The organism is Candidatus Woesearchaeota archaeon (assembly GCA_003694805.1).
GTDB lineage: Archaea > Nanobdellota > Nanobdellia > Woesearchaeales > J110 > J110.
In genome coordinates, this window is sequence record RFJU01000007.1 from 1 (window position 1) to 20,917 (window position 20,917).

Annotated in this window: 20 protein-coding genes; 9 read left to right on the forward strand and 11 right to left on the reverse strand. The window is 52.6% G+C overall.

Features of this window, described 5'->3' with window-relative positions; all coding sequences use genetic code 11:
- Positions 1–562: 562 nt before the first annotated feature.
- Positions 563–997, forward strand: a complete 435-nt coding sequence (locus D6783_00140) for a YbhB/YbcL family Raf kinase inhibitor-like protein (protein RME53994.1) — start codon at positions 563–565, stop codon at positions 995–997.
- Between the two features lie 62 nt (positions 998–1,059).
- Here D6783_00140 and D6783_00145 read toward each other — a convergent pair whose 3' ends face one another.
- From D6783_00145 to D6783_00155, 3 genes are all read right to left on the reverse strand, one after another.
- Complete coding sequence (locus D6783_00145; protein ID RME53979.1) at positions 1,060–2,022, reverse strand: hypothetical protein; 963 nt, start codon at positions 2,020–2,022, stop codon at positions 1,060–1,062.
- A gap of 194 nt (positions 2,023–2,216) precedes the next feature.
- Positions 2,217–2,852, reverse strand: coding sequence for a hypothetical protein (locus D6783_00150; GenBank protein RME53980.1), 636 nt, complete (start codon positions 2,850–2,852; stop codon positions 2,217–2,219).
- Positions 2,853–2,939: 87 nt separating this feature from the next.
- Positions 2,940–4,940 (reverse strand): sodium-translocating pyrophosphatase, encoded by a 2,001-nt coding sequence (locus D6783_00155; GenBank protein RME53995.1) that lies wholly within the window; start codon positions 4,938–4,940, stop codon positions 2,940–2,942.
- A gap of 183 nt (positions 4,941–5,123) precedes the next feature.
- Between D6783_00155 and D6783_00160 the strand changes: the two genes are divergently transcribed.
- On the forward strand, positions 5,124–5,750 hold the full coding sequence (locus tag D6783_00160) for a hypothetical protein (protein ID RME53981.1): 627 nt from the start codon (positions 5,124–5,126) through the stop codon (positions 5,748–5,750).
- Between the two features lie 26 nt (positions 5,751–5,776).
- On the opposite strand, the gene D6783_00165 is transcribed toward D6783_00160, so the two are convergent.
- Together D6783_00165 and D6783_00170 are read right to left on the reverse strand one after the other, a co-directional pair.
- Positions 5,777–6,880, reverse strand: coding sequence for a DNA topoisomerase VI (locus D6783_00165; GenBank protein ID RME53982.1), 1,104 nt, complete (start codon positions 6,878–6,880; stop codon positions 5,777–5,779).
- Positions 6,861–8,843: a DNA topoisomerase VI subunit B gene (locus D6783_00170; GenBank protein RME53983.1), complete on the reverse strand. Its 1,983-nt coding sequence runs from the start codon at positions 8,841–8,843 to the stop codon at positions 6,861–6,863. Before D6783_00170 ends, D6783_00165 begins: the two co-directional genes overlap by 20 nt.
- Here D6783_00170 and D6783_00175 point away from each other — a divergent pair.
- Both D6783_00175 and D6783_00180 read left to right on the forward strand, forming a co-directional pair.
- Entirely contained in the window at positions 8,680–9,354 is a 675-nt protein-coding gene (locus D6783_00175) for a uracil-DNA glycosylase (protein ID RME53996.1), read from the forward strand. The genes D6783_00170 and D6783_00175 overlap by 164 nt on opposite strands.
- A 135-nt stretch (positions 9,355–9,489) precedes the next feature.
- A complete protein-coding gene (locus D6783_00180) occupies positions 9,490–9,939 on the forward strand; it encodes a dUTP diphosphatase (GenBank protein ID RME53984.1) in 450 nt (149 codons plus the stop codon).
- Between the two features lie 31 nt (positions 9,940–9,970).
- Here D6783_00180 and xth read toward each other — a convergent pair whose 3' ends face one another.
- The 3 genes from xth to D6783_00195 form a co-directional block, all read right to left on the reverse strand.
- A complete protein-coding gene (gene xth / locus D6783_00185) occupies positions 9,971–10,759 on the reverse strand; it encodes an exodeoxyribonuclease III (protein RME53997.1) in 789 nt (262 codons plus the stop codon).
- A 60-nt stretch (positions 10,760–10,819) separates the two neighbouring features.
- The gene (locus D6783_00190) at positions 10,820–11,143 is read right to left on the reverse strand and encodes an MGMT family protein (GenBank protein RME53998.1); all 324 of its coding nucleotides are present in this window, start codon (positions 11,141–11,143) and stop codon (positions 10,820–10,822) included.
- Positions 11,144–11,205: 62 nt separating this feature from the next.
- Entirely contained in the window at positions 11,206–11,745 is a 540-nt protein-coding gene (locus D6783_00195; GenBank protein ID RME53985.1) for an RNA-processing protein, read from the reverse strand.
- Here D6783_00195 and D6783_00200 point away from each other — a divergent pair, their 5' ends adjacent.
- From D6783_00200 to D6783_00220, 5 genes are all read left to right on the forward strand, one after another.
- Positions 11,746–11,925 carry a hypothetical protein gene (locus D6783_00200; GenBank protein ID RME53986.1) on the forward strand — a complete coding sequence of 60 codons (180 nt, stop codon included), beginning with the start codon at positions 11,746–11,748 and terminating at the stop codon, positions 11,923–11,925.
- A gap of 243 nt (positions 11,926–12,168) precedes the next feature.
- Positions 12,169–13,284, forward strand: coding sequence for a hypothetical protein (locus D6783_00205; protein RME53987.1), 1,116 nt, complete (start codon positions 12,169–12,171; stop codon positions 13,282–13,284).
- Between the two features lie 368 nt (positions 13,285–13,652).
- Complete coding sequence (locus D6783_00210) at positions 13,653–16,169, forward strand: hypothetical protein (protein RME53988.1); 2,517 nt, start codon at positions 13,653–13,655, stop codon at positions 16,167–16,169.
- On the forward strand, positions 16,166–16,462 hold the full coding sequence (locus D6783_00215) for a hypothetical protein (protein ID RME53989.1): 297 nt from the start codon (positions 16,166–16,168) through the stop codon (positions 16,460–16,462). Before D6783_00210 ends, D6783_00215 begins: the two co-directional genes overlap by 4 nt.
- 106 nt (positions 16,463–16,568) lie before the next feature.
- Positions 16,569–17,213 (forward strand): hypothetical protein, encoded by a 645-nt coding sequence (locus tag D6783_00220; GenBank protein ID RME53990.1) that lies wholly within the window; start codon positions 16,569–16,571, stop codon positions 17,211–17,213.
- Here D6783_00220 and D6783_00225 read toward each other — a convergent pair.
- The 3 genes from D6783_00225 to D6783_00235 form a co-directional block, all read right to left on the reverse strand.
- On the reverse strand, positions 17,170–17,943 hold the full coding sequence (locus D6783_00225) for a serine protein kinase RIO (protein ID RME53991.1): 774 nt from the start codon (positions 17,941–17,943) through the stop codon (positions 17,170–17,172). The genes D6783_00220 and D6783_00225 overlap by 44 nt on opposite strands.
- Positions 17,944–18,171: 228 nt before the next feature.
- Entirely contained in the window at positions 18,172–19,401 is a 1,230-nt protein-coding gene (locus tag D6783_00230; GenBank protein RME53992.1) for a DNA primase, read from the reverse strand.
- A gap of 508 nt (positions 19,402–19,909) precedes the next feature.
- The gene (locus D6783_00235) at positions 19,910–20,734 is read right to left on the reverse strand and encodes a hypothetical protein (protein ID RME53993.1); all 825 of its coding nucleotides are present in this window, start codon (positions 20,732–20,734) and stop codon (positions 19,910–19,912) included.
- Between the last annotated feature and the right edge of the window lie 183 nt (positions 20,735–20,917).

A 20,917-nucleotide genomic window follows, 5' to 3' on the forward strand; every position in this document is an offset into this window, starting at 1 on the left:
GCTTCTCCCTGATTACTCGGTTCTCACATCCAGGTTCGGCAAGCAAAGCTCAGGATGCTGCATCTTCACAAGTAGCGAACACGCAAGAGGAACACCATTTGGCCAAGGACTACCACCGCTACCACTTGCGGCAAACGGCCAAGGATCGCCAAAGCCGCCTCCTCCTCTGGAAGGAAACGGGTCAGGGCCGTTCGAACCACTCGCGACTACCAACGACGACACCAACACCAAACACAACACCAATCCCAACAACCACAACAACTTCACAACAACCACCTCCTACCTACACAAAAAAAACACAAATACCTATTTATACCTTTTGTTTTCCTACGCAAAAAAAAGCGCAGAACCTCTCGAAAAGAAAAAAAACACGAAAAGAAGCGTCTCCAAGACCTATAACTTCCCTGCCTTACCAACAGCTGCGCTCAGCAACAATGTTTATATGCTCCGAACCACTACCAACCACTGTATGCACGCGAGGAGGAACGCAACCGCTATCGCGGCGGCGCTCATCATAGCACTCACCCTCATCTCTGCGTGCACAACGAAGGAGGTGAAAACCATGGAATTAACATCACAAAGCTTCTCACACAACACAGACATGCCCGCGACGTACACGTGCGACGGCAAGGACATAAACCCCCACCTCGCATGGAGCGGCGAGCCTGAAGGAACAAAAAGCTTTGCTCTTCGTGTCTTCGACCCCGACGCGCCAGGAAACGGGTGGATACATTGGCAAATCATTAACATCCCCGCAGGCACTCACGAAATAAAAGAAGACTCCGTCCCGCAAGGAGCAGAAGAAATCCTCAACGACTTTGGAAAAACGAGTTACGGCGGCCCCTGCCCGCCATCAGGGAAACACCGATACGTCTTCACCATCTACGCCCTCGACACGGAACGCCTCGACGGCGTAACAAAAGACACCTTCCTCAACAAGGTCCAAGAACACACTCTCGCCAAAGCAGAACTTATCGGGCTCTACCAACGACGATAAAAAAAAAGGAAAAGGAAACCGCGAGTCACGCAAAAAAAGAGACGGAGCAAAAGCCTCTTCAATCAAAAACGCATAGTGTCAAGCACGCTGTGCGCGTCCTTCGAAGCCAACAATCCCTGCAGCTTGCGCCAATCACGCCCGAGACGAGCCATCAGCTTTCGACGCAGAACTTCCTTCTCCCTCACTGCAACCCTTGCAAACGTGTCAGCAACAATCAAAGGATACGGATATCCTAAAAACACCGGATCCCTGCTCAAAAAAGCCAAGAGCTCCAAAAACTCCTGAGACACCTTGCCAGCAGACTCCAACCGAAGCACGTACGAAGACGCCTCATGCAACCGAGCAGCGTGCACCCTCACCAAGCCGTCCTTTCGCGGGATAAGAACATCCTCAACCCACCACGCACCGTCCTGGAGGGCAAGCAACACTGACGAGAACGCCTTCCCTTCTTTTGAAACCCACGAATTCGTCTTTGCAACACCCACCATTCCTTCCCGCACCAAGGGCGAAATAACCGCGTCCTCCGCCTCGGAAACGCCGCGCAAGCCACCATCACGAACCAGCACGTCACCCCGCTCCCTCCCCAAAAAAAACAATTCGAGGGCGAACCGAGCAAGACCGAACACTTTCGCCGGGGAAGACCTCGCACCACCGCCCTCCTGCAAGGGAAACGAAACACGCACCCCCACATTCGGAAAGAAAAAAACATCATACACGTGCTTTTCCGAGAGCTGAACAAAAGCAAACACGTCACGACGCTTCACCTCAACCCTTCGACCCCCAAGGAAAACAACCACGGCGACACGAAGAACGCCCGCACACGAAGAAGCACTCTCGAACAAGACCGCCTCACCACCATCAACAAAAACAGTGCGAAGGCCGCGCTCTGCTGCAACAATCGGTAAGCAATCACGTGTAGCAACTACACGAGAAACAAATCCTTCTTCTGCAAGCAATTCGCCGCCATCAACACCTCCCTCAACACCTGCGAGGGCTTCCCGAATCCGCTCAACCAACCAATCCACTACGAACGAAAGACACAACAACCATAAAAAAACTTCGATTCTGCCATTCAAAGAAAAACCACAACCAAAACAAGAGGAACAAGCACAACAAAAAAAAGAAGCGACAAGAAAAAGAAACAACAACCCCGCGCAAAAACCTGCCGGAACAGAGCGAACTTACACAAAAAATCAAGCCTTAAACAACAAACACTCCCTTACTTATACCCTTTGTAAGGATGAAACAATCTCGCCTGCGGGTAGGGCTGCACCAACTCCAAATACTCCTTTATGTGCTGCTGCAAGCGGTACGCCGTCTTCCTGGCGTCTTCCTTCAACACCTCAATCTGGTCGCGCCAAATTTTTTTGCGAAACAACCAGTCAATTTGCTTGAGAAACGCGTGCTTTTGAAATTCGTTCCTATAATCAATCTGCAGCCACGCTTCCAGCCGAACAATAACATCGCCCTTATCCACCTTCACCTTCTTCTTCTCATGCAAAATCTCCGCCTTTGACATGGCAATCGTCTGCAAATTAATCCTAAAAAAAAGACGATGATACGCGTTCTTCGGCGTCGTTCCGGACGGGTAACGCACGACTCGCCACCACGCGTGATGATCAGTCATGCCTGCCTCGTTCACCCGCTCCCAATAGAGCACTTCCTTAAAGTTGAGATCCCCCCCGCTCGCCGGCTGCGCGTCAACATCCGTCTGAAACCCTTCCTCTTCCAACCAGAAGTGTAAAGACTTGTACAACTCCTTCAAATCAAAAACGTTCTCGTACTCGAGCTCGGTCTTTAACACAAGAATATCCCGCTCCTTATCAAGCGTTCCGTCCTCCTTAAAGCGCAGCATCACCTCCCCCTACGCCCCGAACATATATAAAACTATCGACGAGCCCCCGCCAGCACACAAAGAGGGAACCCAGAAAAAAACACTCGCTCATCCAAGCAAGGCGTAACGCAAAAATAACGGGACAAACACGAGCGAAACTATACTCATCAACTTAATCAAAATGTTTAGACTAGGCCCGCTTGTGTCCTTGAACGGATCCCCAACTGTGTCACCAACCACGGCGGCCTTGTGCGCATCCTTCCCCTTGCCGCCAAAGTGGCCTTCCTCAATGAACTTCTTCGCGTTGTCCCACGCGCCACCCGCGTTCGCCATGAACAACGCAAGCATCACACCAGAAACGAGCGCGCCGGCAAGCAAACCACCCAACGCCTCAACACCAAGCACAAAACCAACAAGGACAGGGGCAAGCACAGCAAGAACACCTGGCACGACCATCTCCCGCAGCGCGCCCCTCGTTGCAATATCCACACACCGAGCATAATCCGCCTCGACCTTGCCTTCCAAAAGACCCTTCGTCTCCTTAAACTGCCGGCGAACCTCGCCAATCATGCGGAACGCCGCCCTCCCCACTGCTTTCATAGACAAACTGCTAAAAAGAAACGGCAACGCTCCACCAAGGAAAAGCCCAATAATCACCAAGGGCTCGGTCAAATCAATCGCGCTCAACCCCGCTTCCTTCGTAAACGCGCTGAACAAGGCAAGAGCGGTCAACGCAGCACTTCCAATTGCAAATCCTTTTCCAATCGCTGCCGTCGTGTTCCCCGCCGCGTCAAGCGCGTCGGTACGCTTCCGCACTTTGCTACCAAGACCGGCCATTTCAGCAATGCCGCCAGCATTATCAGCTACCGGACCGTACGCATCAACCGCGAGGGAAATGCCAAGCGTGCTGAGCATCCCGACAGCAGCAATGGCAATACCGTACAAGCCACCAGACCAGAAAGCAACACCAATCGCCAGCACCAACACGAAAATTGGCAAAGCGGTCGACTCCATCCCAACCGCGATCCCTTCAATCACGTTCGTCGCGGCGCCCGTCGTTGACGCCTTGCTAATCTTTCTTGTCGGAGCAAACCTTGCACTCGTGTACACCTCCGTCAAAACACCAATCGCGACACCGGCAAGAAGCCCAGCAAACCCCGCCCAGAAAAGCTTCAGCGACGAAAACATCACCCACGAGAGCGCAAACATCCCGACAGCGACAAGCACGCTCGAAACAATAAGGCCCTTACGAAGCGCGGCGTTAATCTCTGCATCCGTCCTGGCACGAACAAAAAAAGACCCTGCCAAGCTTGCGACGACACCCACACTTGCCACGAACAAAGGAAAATACACCCCGCTCGCGCCCAAAGAAGCAGCACCCAGGAGCATAGCCGACACCAAACTACCGACATAACTTTCAAACAAGTCGGCACCCATCCCAGCAACATCACCAACATTGTCACCGACGTTGTCAGCAATAACTGCAGGATTCCTCGGATCATCTTCAGGAATTCCTGCTTCAACCTTTCCCACCAAGTCAGCACCAACATCAGCCGCCTTCGTGTAAATGCCCCCGCCCACGCGAGCAAAAAGCGCAATGGACGAAGCGCCAAAGCTGAATCCCAAAATAATATCAAGACGCGAAAGCGAATCTTCAATCCCGAAACCAAGAAACACCACCATCAAACCCAAGAGCGCAAGGCCAACAACAGAAAGGCCCATTACGCTCCCGCTCCGAAAGGCGATGCGCAACGCCCGGTTCAAACTTGACCGCGCCGCGCTCGCCGTGCGGACGTTTGCCGCCGTCGCGACACGCATCCCGACAAAACCGGCCAGCGCACTACAAAACGCTCCGAGCAAGAACGCCACAGCCGTTCCGTTCTTCACCTGGCCCTTATCAATAAAAACGAGCAAAACAACGCCAACAACGAGGACAAAACCAGACAAAATCAAGTATTCCCGCTTCAGAAACGCCATCGCCCCCTCACGAATGTACCCTGCGATGTCACGCATCTTCCTCGACCCTTCCGGCTCCAGAAAGATAGCACGAGCAAACAACGCTGTGCTCGCAAGTGCAACCAACGCTAACAACACAACAATCCACGCCATCACCATTGAACCATCACCTCAACCGTGTACAGGAACAAAAATACGTTCTCGTGCTTTCGAAATGTTTTCCAAAGGTGCTCTGCAAGCGTTATTTAAACGTTTCGCTCCTCCCACGTTTTGCTTGCAGACCCCACTCAACTTTCACAACACTTAAAAGCAGACTGTTGAACAAGACAACAATGCGTGCTCATACGCAAAGCAAAAAAGAAAACAACCACACCAAAAACACACCATCCTATGAACAACACGAAAAACAACGCAAGACAACGGCTCGCAACCATCAAAGAAGCGCTCACCACGAGGTACTACCCTTACTCCTTCGTCCTCATCACGCTCCTCTACTTCGGCATCAACGCTTGGGCAAACCAGCTCTACATCTCACTCCCAGCACTTGTCCATTTCAGCCTCAGCATCAGCATTCCCTTCGCACTCTTCACCTTCCTCAACGCAGTCCTGGTCGGGCTCGTCGCCAACCTCCTCCACCTCCGATACGCCAACCTCAAACGCATAAGCAAAGCCGGGGCAGTAGGAGGTGCGGGTGCCGCAGCAGGCCTCATTGCAGGCGCATGCCCCGGATGCTTCGTCGGCGTCTTCCCCGCCCTCGCAGGCTTGTTCGGAAGCTCCCTTTCCCTCCTCGACCTCCCCTTTAACGGCATTGAAATCCTTGCAGCATCCGCCGCCCTCCTTGCCATTGCAATCTATTACCTCACCAATCCCATCGCGTGCGCCCCGATGCCTTCCAAGAAAAACAAACAAGAACAAACAAGACAAAAACAAACAAGAAGAAAAGGGGGAAAAAGAGAAGACTGACAACACACCCAACGAAATCATTCCTTTTAATCAAGCCACGACGAGTTGTCCTGAAGCTTTTGAGGCAAGTAATCCGTTACAACAAAATTCAACCCGTGCTTGGCAAGCGCCTGCTGCTCAGCCCTCACCTTCATCTGCATCAACTGCTTAAGCGCACGCTGCCACGACACATGATGCTGAACGAATGGATCGTTCTTCAAACCGTCCTTGATACGCTTCACATCAACATCCTTGAGCGGATGTGTCGGGAGCTTGTACGCAATGATGTCCTGCGGCGTGATTCCCAAAAACTTCGCGCGCGGCACACAAAAAAACTCGTTAATATGCGCCGCGTTCCCCGAACCCACCTTCAGCGTCCGGTAAATATTCAAAAAACCATACGGGTCACCATCAGTAAAAACGTACACAGGCAGGCCCTGCTCGTCCGAGAGTCGTCTAATAAACCGCCTGCACGCCCGCGTCGGCACACCCCCCATGCTGATAAGAATACAATTCTGCTTCTTCCAAAAACCTTGCTTGTTCAAGCGCTCAAACATACCGGCAGTTTCGATAGCAAGCACGAATTTCGCCTTTGTCTCGAAACGCAAATCCTCCACGCTGGAAGGAATAGAATACGCCCCTGAACCAAACCGTTTGCAATCAATCTTGATCTCTTTCCCGGAAGCAGGATCAACATCCACCACGACCAAATCGCCTGCGACGTCGCCTCCCTTCTCTTCCGGCTTAAACCCGAGCTGCTCACGATTCACCCGCAACATCGCTTCAATATCATCCATGATCGTGTCAGACTCGGCCTGCTCCTTAAACCGCGCATCACTCCAGTTCTTAGAAACATAATACGCCTCCCTCTTCGTCGCGTTATCACCAGTCAAGGCAAGCTCCTTGCTAAGCGCCATCATCTTCAGCGTCTGTGCAAACGTCTTCACCGTTCCGGCGGAAAGCACACGCGTCTTCTCCTTCCCCTCTAAATCAAAAAAACCGCGCTTCTCATCATACCGGACGTTAGAGAGCGCACGAATAGGAACCGACAAGGAAGGTGCGCGCTTCTTCTTCACCGCGTCGTATACCTCCTTAGCCGCGCCGACCAGCTTCTGCACAATACCTTCCCGCTTATTCAACTTCTTCTTCATCTTCACCACGGCCAATCTTGGCAAAGGCCTCATCAAACTCCACGTTCTTGCTCGCGTCAAACTCTAGCGACTCAATCTTCCCCCTCTTCTGCTCTAAAATACGCTCCAATTCCTTTTCAAGCCGTTCCTTCTCTTTCTCATCCAAATCAAGCAATTCCTGCAACGCGCCCGCCATGTGAGGCAAATACTTCTCAATAAACGCCCGCTTTTTGAGCTCATCACGAACACGGTACTTCTTTCGAACATACGACCCGAGCCGCCTCCCAACTTCTTGCAACGCCAGCTTCATCTCCTTAATAATCTCAGGATACTGCGCAATGGCTTCCTTCGACTCTGACGTGAACGGGACCCACACGCTTGCAATATGCACAACAATCGTCAACGGCGCTACAGGCAAGCTCCCGTTCGACTGCTTCAAACCATACGCTGACCACTTCGTCTGCACAACTGCCTTCGTCATGGCACACGCCCCTTGCTGATACAAAAGAGGGACGCGGTTCGCAAACCGAAGAAGCGTTGCCTGCTTATCACCTGGCTGCGCGCCTCCATACGCGACAGCGCACTCAATCTGGAACGGGTTTCCCCGATACACCGCAGGAGGCCTTGTCACCGCAGCATAAAACTCCGCATTCACTTCCTTGCGCAGCCCCTTCTCCAACACGTCAGCCCCGATTGGACTAATACAATCCGTTGACGGCGCAATAATCTTCGTCTTCTGAATCGCCTCGTAAAGCGACTCCACCTGCTCACGCCCCAAGTCCACAGGCCGCTTCGAAGGCAAGAGCTTCGCATGCTGACAAATCTCTTTAGCCACGTTCGCAGAAACCCTGCTGAACTCCGACGTCAAGAACTGCTGAAGCGTCTTCGCCCGCGTCTGCTGAGCCATCTTGAGCAAAACACCCAACTCAACACCGTACGGATGAGGCTTGACCTCCTTTGGCAGCTTCGGCGCCTCCTCAGTTGCGCGCGGAAAAATAATCTGCTCCGCCTTTGGATTAACATACACGATTGTAGCATGCGGGTTCGCAATCGCTGTTTCCTTCAAGTACTCATCCACACTGGTCGACCCTTTCATGTACACCGCTTCTAAGTCAAGCTCAATCCTCGTTCCGTGCTCCTTTTTCCATTCACGAACCTCATCCTTGAGCACTTTTGGCTCATTACGCTGCGTATCAATATGCAACTCATAATAATGCGCCGGCCTCGCCTTACCCGTCTTTGATACTATCTTTGCAGACCTGCCTGTCATGAGTTGAGCGTACATCACCGCAGCACTAATGCCAATGCCCTGCTGCCCTCGCTGCTGCCGCCTCGTGTGAAACTTCGACCCGTACAAGAGCTTGGCAAAAATCTTCGGAATCTGCGCCTTCACAATCCCCGGCCCGTTATCCTCAACAACGATACGGAAGCGCTGCTCTCCCAATTGCACGATTTCCACGATGAGCTCAGGCAAAAACCCTGCCTCCTCACACGCGTCCAGCGCATTGTCCACCGCCTCCTTCACCGTGGTCAAAAGCGCTTTCCTAGGATTGTCAAATCCCAAAAGGTGACGATTTCTCTCAAAGAACTCCGCGACGCCAATGGCGCGCTGCTTCTTTGCCAACTCTTCTGCTTTTACACTCACAGCACACTCACGCCCACTCCTGCCACACCAACCATTTATAAAACTTTTGGGGCGGGCGCTTCTTTGCACAAAAAAAAGAGAAACTAAAAAAGAGAAACTAAAAAAAAGAAGGAAGCAACAACAAAGGAAAAAAGAAGAGAAAAAAAAACGCTGACAAAAAAAAACAATCCTAAAAGTGAACAACACAGCACACACTACCGGCGCAACAAACACCACCAACGCGCAGGCCCTCGCCCGCCTCAAAGAACGAATACAACAAGAGCTCGACTGCCCCCTCAAACACGCAGCGACCAACCTCGTCTTCGGCAAAGGCAACCCCGACGCAGATATTATCTTCATCGGAGAAGCACCTGGAGAACAAGAAGACAAAGCAGGCGAGCCCTTCGTCGGAAGAGCAGGAAAAGAACTCGACAAGCTCCTCCACAGCATCGGCCTCTCACTCCGCGACATTTACATCGCCAACATCCTCAAATACCGGCCGCCAAACAACCGAGACCCCACTCTTGAAGAAATTCAACGGCACACACCCTACCTCATCGAACAAATCCTCATCATTAAACCAACTATTATTGCAACCTTAGGCAACTTCGCAACAAAATTCTTCCTCGCAAACCAAAACCCCCACCACATGCGGCGCGTTAGCGGCATTAGCGCCCTCCACGGCAAGCCACGCCACACAACCATTAACGGCCGGCACTTCATCATCTTCCCCCTCTACCACCCCGCTTCCATGCTCTACAAGCCACCTCTGCGCGCAACGCTGGAAGAAGACTTCCAACGCTTACGGCGCCTGATCACGGCCGAACGCGCCGCCCAAAGCACCCAGCAAAGCCTCACCAACTACTCGTAACAAAACATAACAAAAAAAACACCCACAATCGTTAAAACAAATACGAAAGCAGCAAACAACAAAAAAGCCCAAAAAAAACAAGAGGAAAAAAAACTCCGCAACATTGAAAAACACCTCCTCCAACCCTGCCCCTTCATGAACAACGAAGAACGCCGACAAAAGCTCGTCATTCCTGTTAAGAAACTCACTGACAGCGCCACCCTGCCCACCTACGCAAAAGAAGACGACGCAGGCCTTGACCTGTACAGCACCCACGAAGCAACCATTCTCCCCGGCGAGCGCGCACTCATCAAGACAGGCATCGCACTCGCCATCCCGCAAGGCCACGCCGGCCTGATCTGGCCGCGCTCCGGCCTCTCGGCAAAGCACGGCATTGACGTCCTCGCCGGCGTCGTCGACGCTGGTTACCGCGGCGAAGTCGGCGTCGTCCTCCTCAACACTGGAAAGAACGCCGTAACGCTACGAAAAGGAGAACGCGTCGCGCAGCTCCTCATTCAACCCGTCAACCACGCAGAACTCAAAGAAGTAGACACGCTTCCTGAGAGCCAACGCGCACAAGGAGGCTTTGGGAGCACGGGCAAATAACTAAACCCCGCCCGCGCCCAACACTCCGCCCTCAACGCTTCCCCAACGCTTCCTTCAACCCGCCCAGATCAAGCACGACGCCGACAGGACAGTGATCCGAGCCCTGCACATCCTTCAAAATGAACGCCTTCTTCAAGAACGGCCGGAGCTCCTCACTGACGAGCACATAATCAATACGCCAACCAATATTCCTCGCCCTCGCGTTAAAGCGATAGCTCCACCACGTGTAATGCCCTGGCCCTTTCTCAAACTCGCGAAACGAATCAACAAATCCCGCCTTGATGTACGCATCCATCCCTGCTCGCTCCTCATCAGTAAAGCCAGGATTCTTCCTGTTCGCCCCGGGGTTTTTCAAATCAATTTCCTTATGCGCCACGTTAAAATCTCCGCAAACGACAACAGGCTTTTTTTTCCGAAGAGAACGCAAGTACTGCAAAAAATCCCTGTCCCACTTCATACGGTACGGAAGACGAGGAAGCCCGTGTTGCGCGTTTGGAACATACACGTTGACCACAAAAAACCAGTCAAACTCCGCTGTGATAACCCTTCCTTCTCCCGCGTGCTCTCCAAAATCATACGCGACCTTCAACGGTTTGCGCTTTGAAAAAAGCGCCGTCCCGCTATACCCTCTGCGCTCTGCACAATTCCAAAACTGCACAAACCCCTTCAAAGGAAGAGGGTGCGGCTCATGAATCTTCGTCTCCTGCACACAAAGCACATCAGGACGCTCCCGCTCCACAAACGCCACAAAACCTTTCTTCTCTACTGCACGAATACCATTCACGTTCCACGACAACAACTTCCACTCAGACTCCGGCACAACTACCACCCCTCAGTTCCCACAGCACTCCCCACCTTACTTCCCACTCCACGTCCTGCGTCACGTCTCCCTCTCAAACCGAAAGAACACTTTCTCAAAATCAACCACCTTTCCCTGGCGCACTTCCACACCCTCTCTGCGCAGCAACGCCACCTTCTTCGCAACGCCGCGAGCGAACCCCCCAACGCTACCATCACTGGCCACCACCCGATGGCACGGGACGTGCGGGGCGAACGGATTCTTATTCATCGCCCGCCCAACTGCACGAAAGCCTTTCGAACCCAACGACCTCGCAAGCTCGCTGTACGTCGTCACACGACCAGCAGGAACTTGCAGTAAACGCTCATAACACTTCCGAGAAAAAACAGAAACGCCTTGGAGAATCTCACGACGAAAAACACCCCCTGCATTCTCCCCAACTCTCGACGCCGCCTTCACGTTCCACCTCACCAATCCTTCAACGCTTCACGCCGAGCAATCCTTCTGTGCTTCTCCAACCACCGATACACTGCAGCATGCGTACTCCCCTCCAGCAAGGACTCAACAGCACGCTTAGCAATGGGCACATCCTCAACCCGCCCAATAATCCCCACCGTCTTCCCATACACCATCACGTGCGTCTCGGTCAGCTCCTCAATAGTCCTTCGAGCCTTCCCGCCAGCCCCGATAACCCTTCCGCGCACGCGCACGACTTGATTCTTCTCCTTCGCGTAATCCGCAATGGAGATGAGCTCGAAGGCAAAGTCTTGCCTTAGCAACAACTTCGCAACATCCGGATGAAACCCGCGCGCAATGGCGTGGACCACTTCCTTGAGCGCGTATAACTGAACAGAATCCTCTCCGCTCACCACCACCTCTCCTTCACGAGAATCAACTTCTATTTGCGCGTGGCATTCCTCCTCCAACTCCTTCTTCACACTGCCTTTCTGGCCAATCAACACGGCCACGCGCTCCTTGGGGATTTTTAAGGAATAGGAAAACTCCATATGAAAAAGGGATTTCAACAAGAGTTTTTAAGCCATTCCCTTTCGGCCCGCGCTTCTTCGTCTCCCCAAGCACCCAAAACCAAAAAAACCAGTTTTCTCATCCAAGAAGGACGCTTCATCTGCAAAAATATTTATAAACCCAGAAGGGGTTTAAGATTCAAAAAAAAAAACGCTTCGTGACGTCCACCAACAACACGACGTACTTCCACACGACGCATTCCCACCATTTGCTCATCACAGCACAACTTCAAAACAAGACTTCAAAAACAAGAACCCATGCTTCCCATCACCACCACCCCCGCGGCGAAACGCCTACCACAACAACACCAGAGAACACGAGCAAACACCCCCACACACTCGCCGAGCCGTCCTCTCCGCACCGCATTCCGCCCCTCACACGACGTCTTCTCCACTCCGGCAATGATGATCTTCCTACTCCTCCTTTTCCTTGTCTTCTCCACCTTTGCAAGCGCCCAACCCCTCCCCACGCCCCCAGAAGAATTGGCATCTTTCTCGGGCGTGGTCTCGCCGCCGTCACTTCCAGAAGACACACAAAACACGCCCATCATCATCAACCTCGCAACGGAGCAAGGAGAACTCGAACAAAGCCACGTGCTCATCACCCTCCAAGGAGCAACAAACAAAACAACCCTCATCTACCTCGACAAAGGAAGCACGCTCACCCTCGAACTCCCCAAAGGAAGCTGGAACATCACCCTCCGCATTGACATGCTCGGCACGGAAGGAAAAGACTACTACTTCACTGGCACCATCGACACCAACCGCTACGAAACGTTCACTGCTCCCCTCCTTCCCGTTGGGAGCGCCCGCGGCGTCGTGCGAACCAACGACGGCAAAGTCATCACTGACACCACCGTCACGGCGAACTGCGGCCCTCCCTACGGCGACCAAAAACCAACAAGGACGAACACGTACGGCACATTCCGCTTCGACTGGCTCCCTGTCGGGACCTGCACCTTCTCGTCACGAAGCGACGGCCACGTCGGCTACACAACAGCACGCATCAACCAAGGAACGACCAGCGAACTCATCATTACCCTGACTGAGCCCGTCGCGCACACACGAAGCAACTGGGTTTTCTGGGCGCTCGCCGGCCTCATCCTCATGGTCCTCCTATTTTACTACCTCTCCTCCCCGTCAAGCAAGCATAACAAATCAGAACGAGGACAGGAAGCGAGAAAAGATGACAACACAAACACATCCTCACACGCTGCCAGCCCAGAACAAGACGGCACCAGCACCCCTGCAAAGAGCAGCGCCCCGGCGAAGCGCTTGAGCCAGCGAACCCGAGACATCCTCCACACCCTCACCCCCAACGAGCAACGCGTTGCCACCTTCCTCCTCGAAAACCCCGGAGCGTACCAAAACAAAATCGTCCACGCCACCAGCATCCCAAAAACAACGCTGCTTCGCATCCTCACTTCGCTCGAGCGAAAAAACATCATCTCTATCAAAAAAGAAGGAAAAATCAAGCGAATCAGGTTAACTCCTTGGTTTCTCGGAGAAAAACAAGAATAAACACGGAAAAAAATCGTAAAAAGCAAAAAGGACCAAAAAGGACCTTTTTTTCACGCCCAACGTCCGCATAAAAAATAAATAAAGGAAACAGAACAAGAACTCTTGCGAGGCGCCCTTGGAGAAGAAGAGGTCCTCTTTCGCAAGCGGACGGTCAACTGCAGCACCGCGTGCTCGCTACCCGTCAAGAACATACGCTGCTTCACCCCCCTCAGACCCCTTCCTTCCAAGGCATAACGCCTCCTCAAAAAAAACTTTAAAAACTATAATTAGAAAAAAACACAAAAACGGAGGAATCCACCATGAACACCCCCCCTAAACAAAAACTGCTATTGCTTGTGCCAGCACTCTTACTACTCGTCGCGAGTGCGATGCTCGCCAGTGCGAAAACACCGTTCTTTGAGAGAGACACGCTCCAAGAATCCCAAACGAAGACGTACGAGCTTGACGGAACCTCTTTTGAAACAAACGTCGCATTCATCGGGGCAGTGTCCCAAAAACCGGGCCAAAAACCAGAAGTTCGCTTCGCTGTAAACGGCGTTCTCACCAACCTCCTCACCGTTGGCGAATACGACTTCGCGGCAGGAGCATTCATCGCACCACTCCACATCACCAGCACTGACAAAGAGAAAAGCGTTGAATTCATCATTGCCAAGGAAGACGCGGTGAACGTCGCCACCCTCGGAAAAATGCCTACCACCACAAAGAGAATCCAAGTATTCCGAGGAGGCACGTATGACGTCATAGTCGGAGCCAACACTATCACAAAAGACTACGTCATCCTCGCAACAGAGAACGGCCTTACCGACAAACTCAGGATTGGAGAGCTCGCCCCCATTCCCAACAGCGATGGCGACATCGTCGCCGACGCCCTCATTATCGACATCACCATCAACGACGAGCAAGAATCCGTCACGTTCGCACTCATCGCCCGGGACGAAGAACTAAGAATCTCGCAGGACTCAGTCGTTTCCGCTGGTGTCGAAACGTGCGGGGAGGATGGCAAATGGTACGCTAGCTCGTGGGACGCCTTCCTAGGAGGCGTCAAAAAGGCAAAAGACCCACGCATTTGCGGTCAACCCGGGTCTCCTTCACCACAGGCACCACTGGCACCACGAGCAGCGCCCGCCACCCTTGCAGAGTACCCTGACTTCCTCTTCAAAGACGACAAACTTGACGCAGTCATCGTCGTAGGCAAAAACGCGCCCTCAACAGACGTCATCACCGCCATTGACATCGCAGCCCAACTCACCCTATCAAACGACGGCGCCTTAGAAACCGGCATTGCCGTTCTTGACACCGACGTCGCGTTCGACGAGCAAAACGCAATCGCGGTGGGGAGCCCTTGCGACAACACCTACGTTGCAAGAGCCATCGCGCACCAGCTCGGCTATAGCGACCGCAAAGTCTACCCCGCCGGCATGCGCGCGTGCGAATACCTCCAAAAAACAGCGCTGCCCGAAAACGCGGGCGTCATCGCCCTCCCCACTCCTGAAGAGCACTACACCGTCCTCGTCACAGGAATGAGCACTATTGAAACAAGCTGGGCGGGCGACCTCCTCGCCAACCCAGTCGATTTGACCTGCAGAGGCCCCCCCAGGATAGATCCTGACCACCGCCTTGGCCGTCCTTGCGCCAGAGACATCACAGGCAGCTTCTGCACCGTCGAGCCAACCAGCAGCACCACCCCAGGAGAAGGAAAGCACAAATTTGGAAAGTACTACGTTTCCTGTCAAGCCACCTGGCCAGAACCAAGAAACGCCACCACCACTGAATGCCCCAGCGTGAGCGAATCCGTGCGGCTCTACAAGAAAAGCACGGTCTACCTCAAGCCAGGCATGGACGTCGTTGCAACGCCGGTGTGGAAGGACAACGCAGAACCCCTCACCTTCTCCTGGGACGGCAGCGTCATGGAAAGCTACCCAGAACAATACCCCATAACGATTAACGGAGAAACCCACTCGCTCTCGGAGAGGACGAGGAGCATCACCCTTCCTTCAGGCCTCATCCTCTACCTGCGCGTCACAAAACCATCTGACACGTGCGAGAGCATCGGACTGCAAATCCGCGCTGAAGAACCACCCGCCAACCGCATCAAAGTCAGCATAAACCTCGACAAAGGATGGAACCTCATCACAGCACCGGGGAAGGTCCTCTCCTTCGTCCCGACCGGGCAGGACAAACTCCTCGGGTACGTATGGCTCGCAGAGGAGAAGCAATACGTGACGCTCAAGGAGGCCCGCGCCGTCCTCAAAGACCGATTCCAAGTCTATCTAGCAACGCACGCGTTTTGGGTGTACAGCTATAACGACCAAGAGCTCGTCATGAACATCAAACCCTTCAACGTCGACGAACTCGAAGTCGCCGAAGGATGGAACCTCCTTCCCATCATCAGCCCATTCAACGGGAAGAACCTCAAAACGCTCAGCAACGGCTGCGAACTCCAAAGCAGCTACTTGTGGGACAGCAAGAACCAGCGATGGAGCAAATGGTCCTTGAACGCCCTCCTCAGCGAAGACCTTGTCGGCGAAGGCATCCTTGTCAAGAGCAAGAACGCCTGCTCACTCCAAGGAGGCATCCTCATGCCACCCTCCTTCCCCGTCGAGTCACCCCCAGGCACCGTCACGTCACCACGAGTCATAACACCTGTGTACAAAGGTGGCGGAGGAGCTGGAGGTGCTGCTACCGTGAAGAATCTCAAAGGAGGACGCGTGCACATCGTACAACACCCCTCCGGAACCAAAGTAGCCATCTTCAACAACCCCTTATGGGATGAAAAACGCCGAACACTCATTAAGGAAATGATAGTATCCCTCGAAAAAGAAGATGTCATCAGCATCGACGAAGAAGGCGTCATAACGGTGAATGAGGAGGAGGATGAACAATGAACAAGAACCAACAAACCATCAGGCCAGTATACGCACTAGTACTAGTGAGTCTTATCGTCTTGCTTGCTCTCGCGGCCGCGTGCACGACAAGGACGACCCAGAAGGACCAACCCCCGACCACAGAAAAAGACGGAACGCAGGCAACGCAGAACAGTGACGGGCAAGAAAACACTCCATCCGGCACGCCGAGCGAGAAACAACCGGGCGAGAACGAACTTCCTGAAGAACCTCTCGGCATTGACGACGTCTTCAGCGACGACAACCAAATAACGCCGCCAGGCATACCCGGCTAAAAAAAAAACCGAACAAACAAAACAAACGTTTTTCCCTTGATTTTTTCTTTTTTCCCTTGTAAAACCAAAGGTTTAAAACAACCGGGCGTGCTAAGACAACAAGCACATGGCCCGAGAACAAACAAGAACGCACACCCATCACAACTACCACCTCCTGCGCTCCAGCGACCTCGCCCTCATCCTCATCGGCTTCCTCTCCCTTGGCGTTCTTCGCGCAGACCTCGCAGTAACTGCAGGATTCCTTTTTGCAATCCCCTACCTCTTCGCAACAAAAAGAACAACACTCCTCTCCCACCTCGCCCTCGCATTCTTCCTCGCCGTCCTCTGGATGATCGCCGCAAAAGACACGTACCAGTACAACAAGCCTTTCCTCACCGTCTTCGGCATCAACACATTCCCCCTCTTCGCGTGGACAATCGGACTCCTCGCACTCTACCTCATCTACAGCCACATTGAACACCGATTCCACAAAGAACCCCTCGTAGCAAAGCTCCTCATTTTCCTCGCCATTTACTGGCCCCTCCTCATCATCGGAGAAACCATAGCATACCACGTCTTCAACGTCCGCAACCTCGCAACAGCAATGTACCCCGGCCTCCCCTTCTGCAACTGCCTTCACGCCCCGCCCTGGATGCAAGCAGGCTACTTCCTCCTCGGACTGATCTTCCTCGCGCTCTGCTACGTCTTTGACCTAGAAAACCCCCACCTCACCGCGAGGCTAAAACCTGCTCTCGCAAAGAATCAACCGTAACCGCAACGCCGAGCTTCGCAAAAAAACGCGCAACGTTTCTACAGTCCCGCTCCAAGAGCTCAGGAGCCAAGGAGTCCTGCACAACCGTGGACTGAGAAAAATCAATGAAAACCGGCACCTCAGCATCATTCAAGATATTAAACTCGCTCAGATCCCCATGCACCAACCCCGCCCGCCACAACGCACCCATCATCTTCGCCACCTCAACAAAAAAACCTTCAGGATCAAGCGGGCGCGCATCCTTCACCCGAGGCGCTGGCTCACTCCCACCAATCAACTCCAAAACCAAAATATTATCGCGAAACACGAGCGGGGCGGGAACTCGGACCACCTCACGAGCCCGCATCAAGTTACGAAACTCTCGCTTCGTCCACGCAAAGATCGTCTTCCTGCGTTGGTTGCGCAACCCTTCAAACCGCGGATCAGACCTCAAGTACTGAAACATCTTGAGAAAATCACACGTTTCCAGACGATAAATCTTAACGATAACCCGCTCACCAGACGCCGTACGGGCCGTGAACACATTACTCTCCTTCCCAATCGCGATGGGGCTCTCCAACTCTTCAAAATGCCCCTGCGCCTGGAGCTTGAACAAATTGCGCAGCGTATACTCATCAAACACGTTCTTGTACGTCTTCCACGCTTCCTTTGATTTCCTTCTTGCCATACTCGCCCCGAGCGCTCCTACAACCACAAGCAACGCCCCTGCTGAAAAAAAAAAGCCAAACAAAAAAAAATAAACGGCCGTACCCTGTTAGGCACACTAAAGATAAGAGCAGAACACACTCCTATATTAAACCTTGCCTGTTAAAAGAATAAAGGACAAGAACGCCACAAAGCGATAAAAACAAAAAGACGGAATCAAAAAAACAAAAAAAAACAGCCTCCTTCTTCTTGTCGCCCTCGTTTCCCAGCAAACATCAGCAACAAAAAAAAACAACAAAAAAAACCGCTCTTTCTAAAAATCATCTGCCGTGAGTATCTGAACCTGGCCGGAACTCTTCACTTTGCTACTCATTCCCGCAACGAAGGCGACATTCGCCCGATCAGCCACTTGCAAGAGGTCCTTGTCAACAACACCATCGAAAATAATGCTGTACACGCCGCCACGCAACGACTTAATCGTGCTCTGCAACTCAGTAACCGGCACCTTTCCAAGGATGTTGAGCTTTTCATCAAGGAGGTACGCTCCCCGCGTTCCGATCAAGTCCTCAAGCATCTGACCAAACTTTTTCTTTTCACTATCGGAAAGCTTTTTGACCGTTCGCGGCTCTGCCTTCTTCTCCTCTCTCCCCCCATTCCTGGACTGGCGAGGCGCGGGCCTCTGCTGGCGAGGTGACGTATTACTCTTCACCGGAGCCTCTAACTTGTACTGCTCCGCGGCAACCTTGCTGCGCAACGCCTTATGAATCTCCTTCTTTGTCAACTCTTCAACTTCCTTCCCGTCCGGCGCCTTCGTAACAAAATCAATCTCTCCGCCAGAGGAAAAGACTTCCTTAATGATGAGGTCGCCGCCGCGATCCCCATCAACGAAGACCGTCACGACTTTGCGCTTCGTCAACTCAATAATGCTTTCCGGCACGTTCGTCCCGTTAATCGCAATAGCATTCTTAAAGCCGTGCTTGAGCAAATTCAACACGTCAGCCCGGCCCTCAACAAGAATGACTTCGTCAGACTCTTCAATCGCGGGACCTGCAGGAAGGCGCTCGCGCCCGTACTCTGTAATCTCCATCACGCGCACCGAGTACGCAACCTCATCGGCAAGCTCTTGCGAATCAGGCATCACGCTGTCCATAAGGTTTTTCAAAAGCTCCTTCGCCCTGCTAATCACGTGCTGGCGCTTGGAGATACGAATGTCTTCAATCTCCTGCACCTGAATCTTCGCGTTGCACGGACCAATGCGCTGGATGATTTCCAACGCCGCCGCTACGATGGCGGTTTCTGCTTTGTCAAGCGAGGAAGGAATAATGATCTCGCCGCGCGTCTTTCCGCCTTTTGTATCCACGTTCACTTCAATCCTGCCGATGCGCCCGGAACGCTGCAACTCGCGAAGCTCGAGATCGGCGCCGAGCAAGCCTTCAGTCTGCCCAAAAATCGCGCCGATAACGTCCGGCCTATCCACTACCCCATCAATGAAAATTGATGCGTGGATTATGTACTTTGCTGAAACTTGTGCAATCTTTGCCATTGTCTATCACCTTTTTCTTTCAGCGGCCAGAATCAACCAAAACCCTCTTTTTCCCGGCTTAGCCATGGCCGTTGCCAAAGCGCGCGTCTTTTCCCTTTCAACGCTTTTTGCAACGCCTTCGCTTCCGGTACCACGAGAGGCAGCCTGCAAACCACAAAGAGCTTGCAAACCTCTCAAACACCTCTCAGAACAGGAATTCCCCCAAACCTTTCCACAAAAACAAGTTGTTATCCGATGAATAAAGGAGGACCAGGTATGTGAGGATCTCACTGTTCCTTAAAGGGATTATTGATTTTGACCGCAAATGATTATGGGACAAGCCTGGTGCACTAACTCTCCCCAGTTTCCTGGGAGGCACAAGCGGAAGGTAGGGCCGCTCCTGCCTGGGATCATCACTCGCCTTGTGGGCGTGCGTTCACCCGAGGACTCTCGTGCCAGGCTTAAAAAAGGGGAACTCAAGGAGGGTTTTTAAACCTTTGGGAAATAGCGTCTTCACACCAATTCACACTCACGCTGTATCCGTCAAACCCCACAAGAACTCAAAAAACTGCCGATACCCTGCCGCCACCTTCTCGTCATCAATGAGAATCGCTGTCGGGTCCTTCTCAATCAAGATAATCGCGACCTTCCCGCCGTAAATCCTCGTATGCGCCGGCGCCTCAACCCCTCTGAGAACGTATTTTACCTGTGTTCGAGGCAGCTTCTTCAAGTACCGAACATACTCTTGCTCCAAGTCCCGCGGGTCTGAAATTGCCCGGTAAAAGAGACCAAAATCATGAATACTGCGCATGATGTAACGATGATAATACGGCCCGAGCACCTTGAATAAGTTCGAACCGCCAAAGCCAAACGCCAACACCTCATCCCCCCGCTTACACACAGAAAAGACGTCCTCCAAAACGGTCTTGACCCCCTTCTTCCCTCGAAAAACCTCCACACTTAAGCGCTCCTTTCGCAATGGTTCAATACTTGAAAGCACATCGACAACGTCGCGTAACTGCTCCTTTTCCTGTTGGAGACGCTCTTGCAACTCTTGAACGTACCCCAGCAACCGCTCCGGCTTAGCAGCGCAAAACAACTTCCTTTTTCCTTCAAAAACAAAGCTTGCAAGCCCCTTTTGCATCACGTTCTCCAAAACATCGTACAGCGCCGTACGGTGCATTCCTGTCTGACGAGCCAGCTCCATGGTCGAGGCCCTCCCCAACGTGAGGAGCGCAACGTACACGTTCACTTCTCCCTCTGTTAAGCCCAATCGACGCAGAGGCGCCATGTACAACGCTGGCGCGATACTTCCGACAGGCGCATCTGTTCTCCCTCCCTTCCTTTGTTCCATTGATTCAGGCAAAGAAACCCCCCCACTATTTAATTTTTTCGTAAGGATACATGACGACAAAATTACTTATTTATGCGACACCCTCCTTCCACAAACAACAAACAAAAAAACCATGCAAGGCAACAACCACAACAACCCACCTGCCAAAAAAAAACACTTGCAAAAACAACCCCCCAAAAAAAA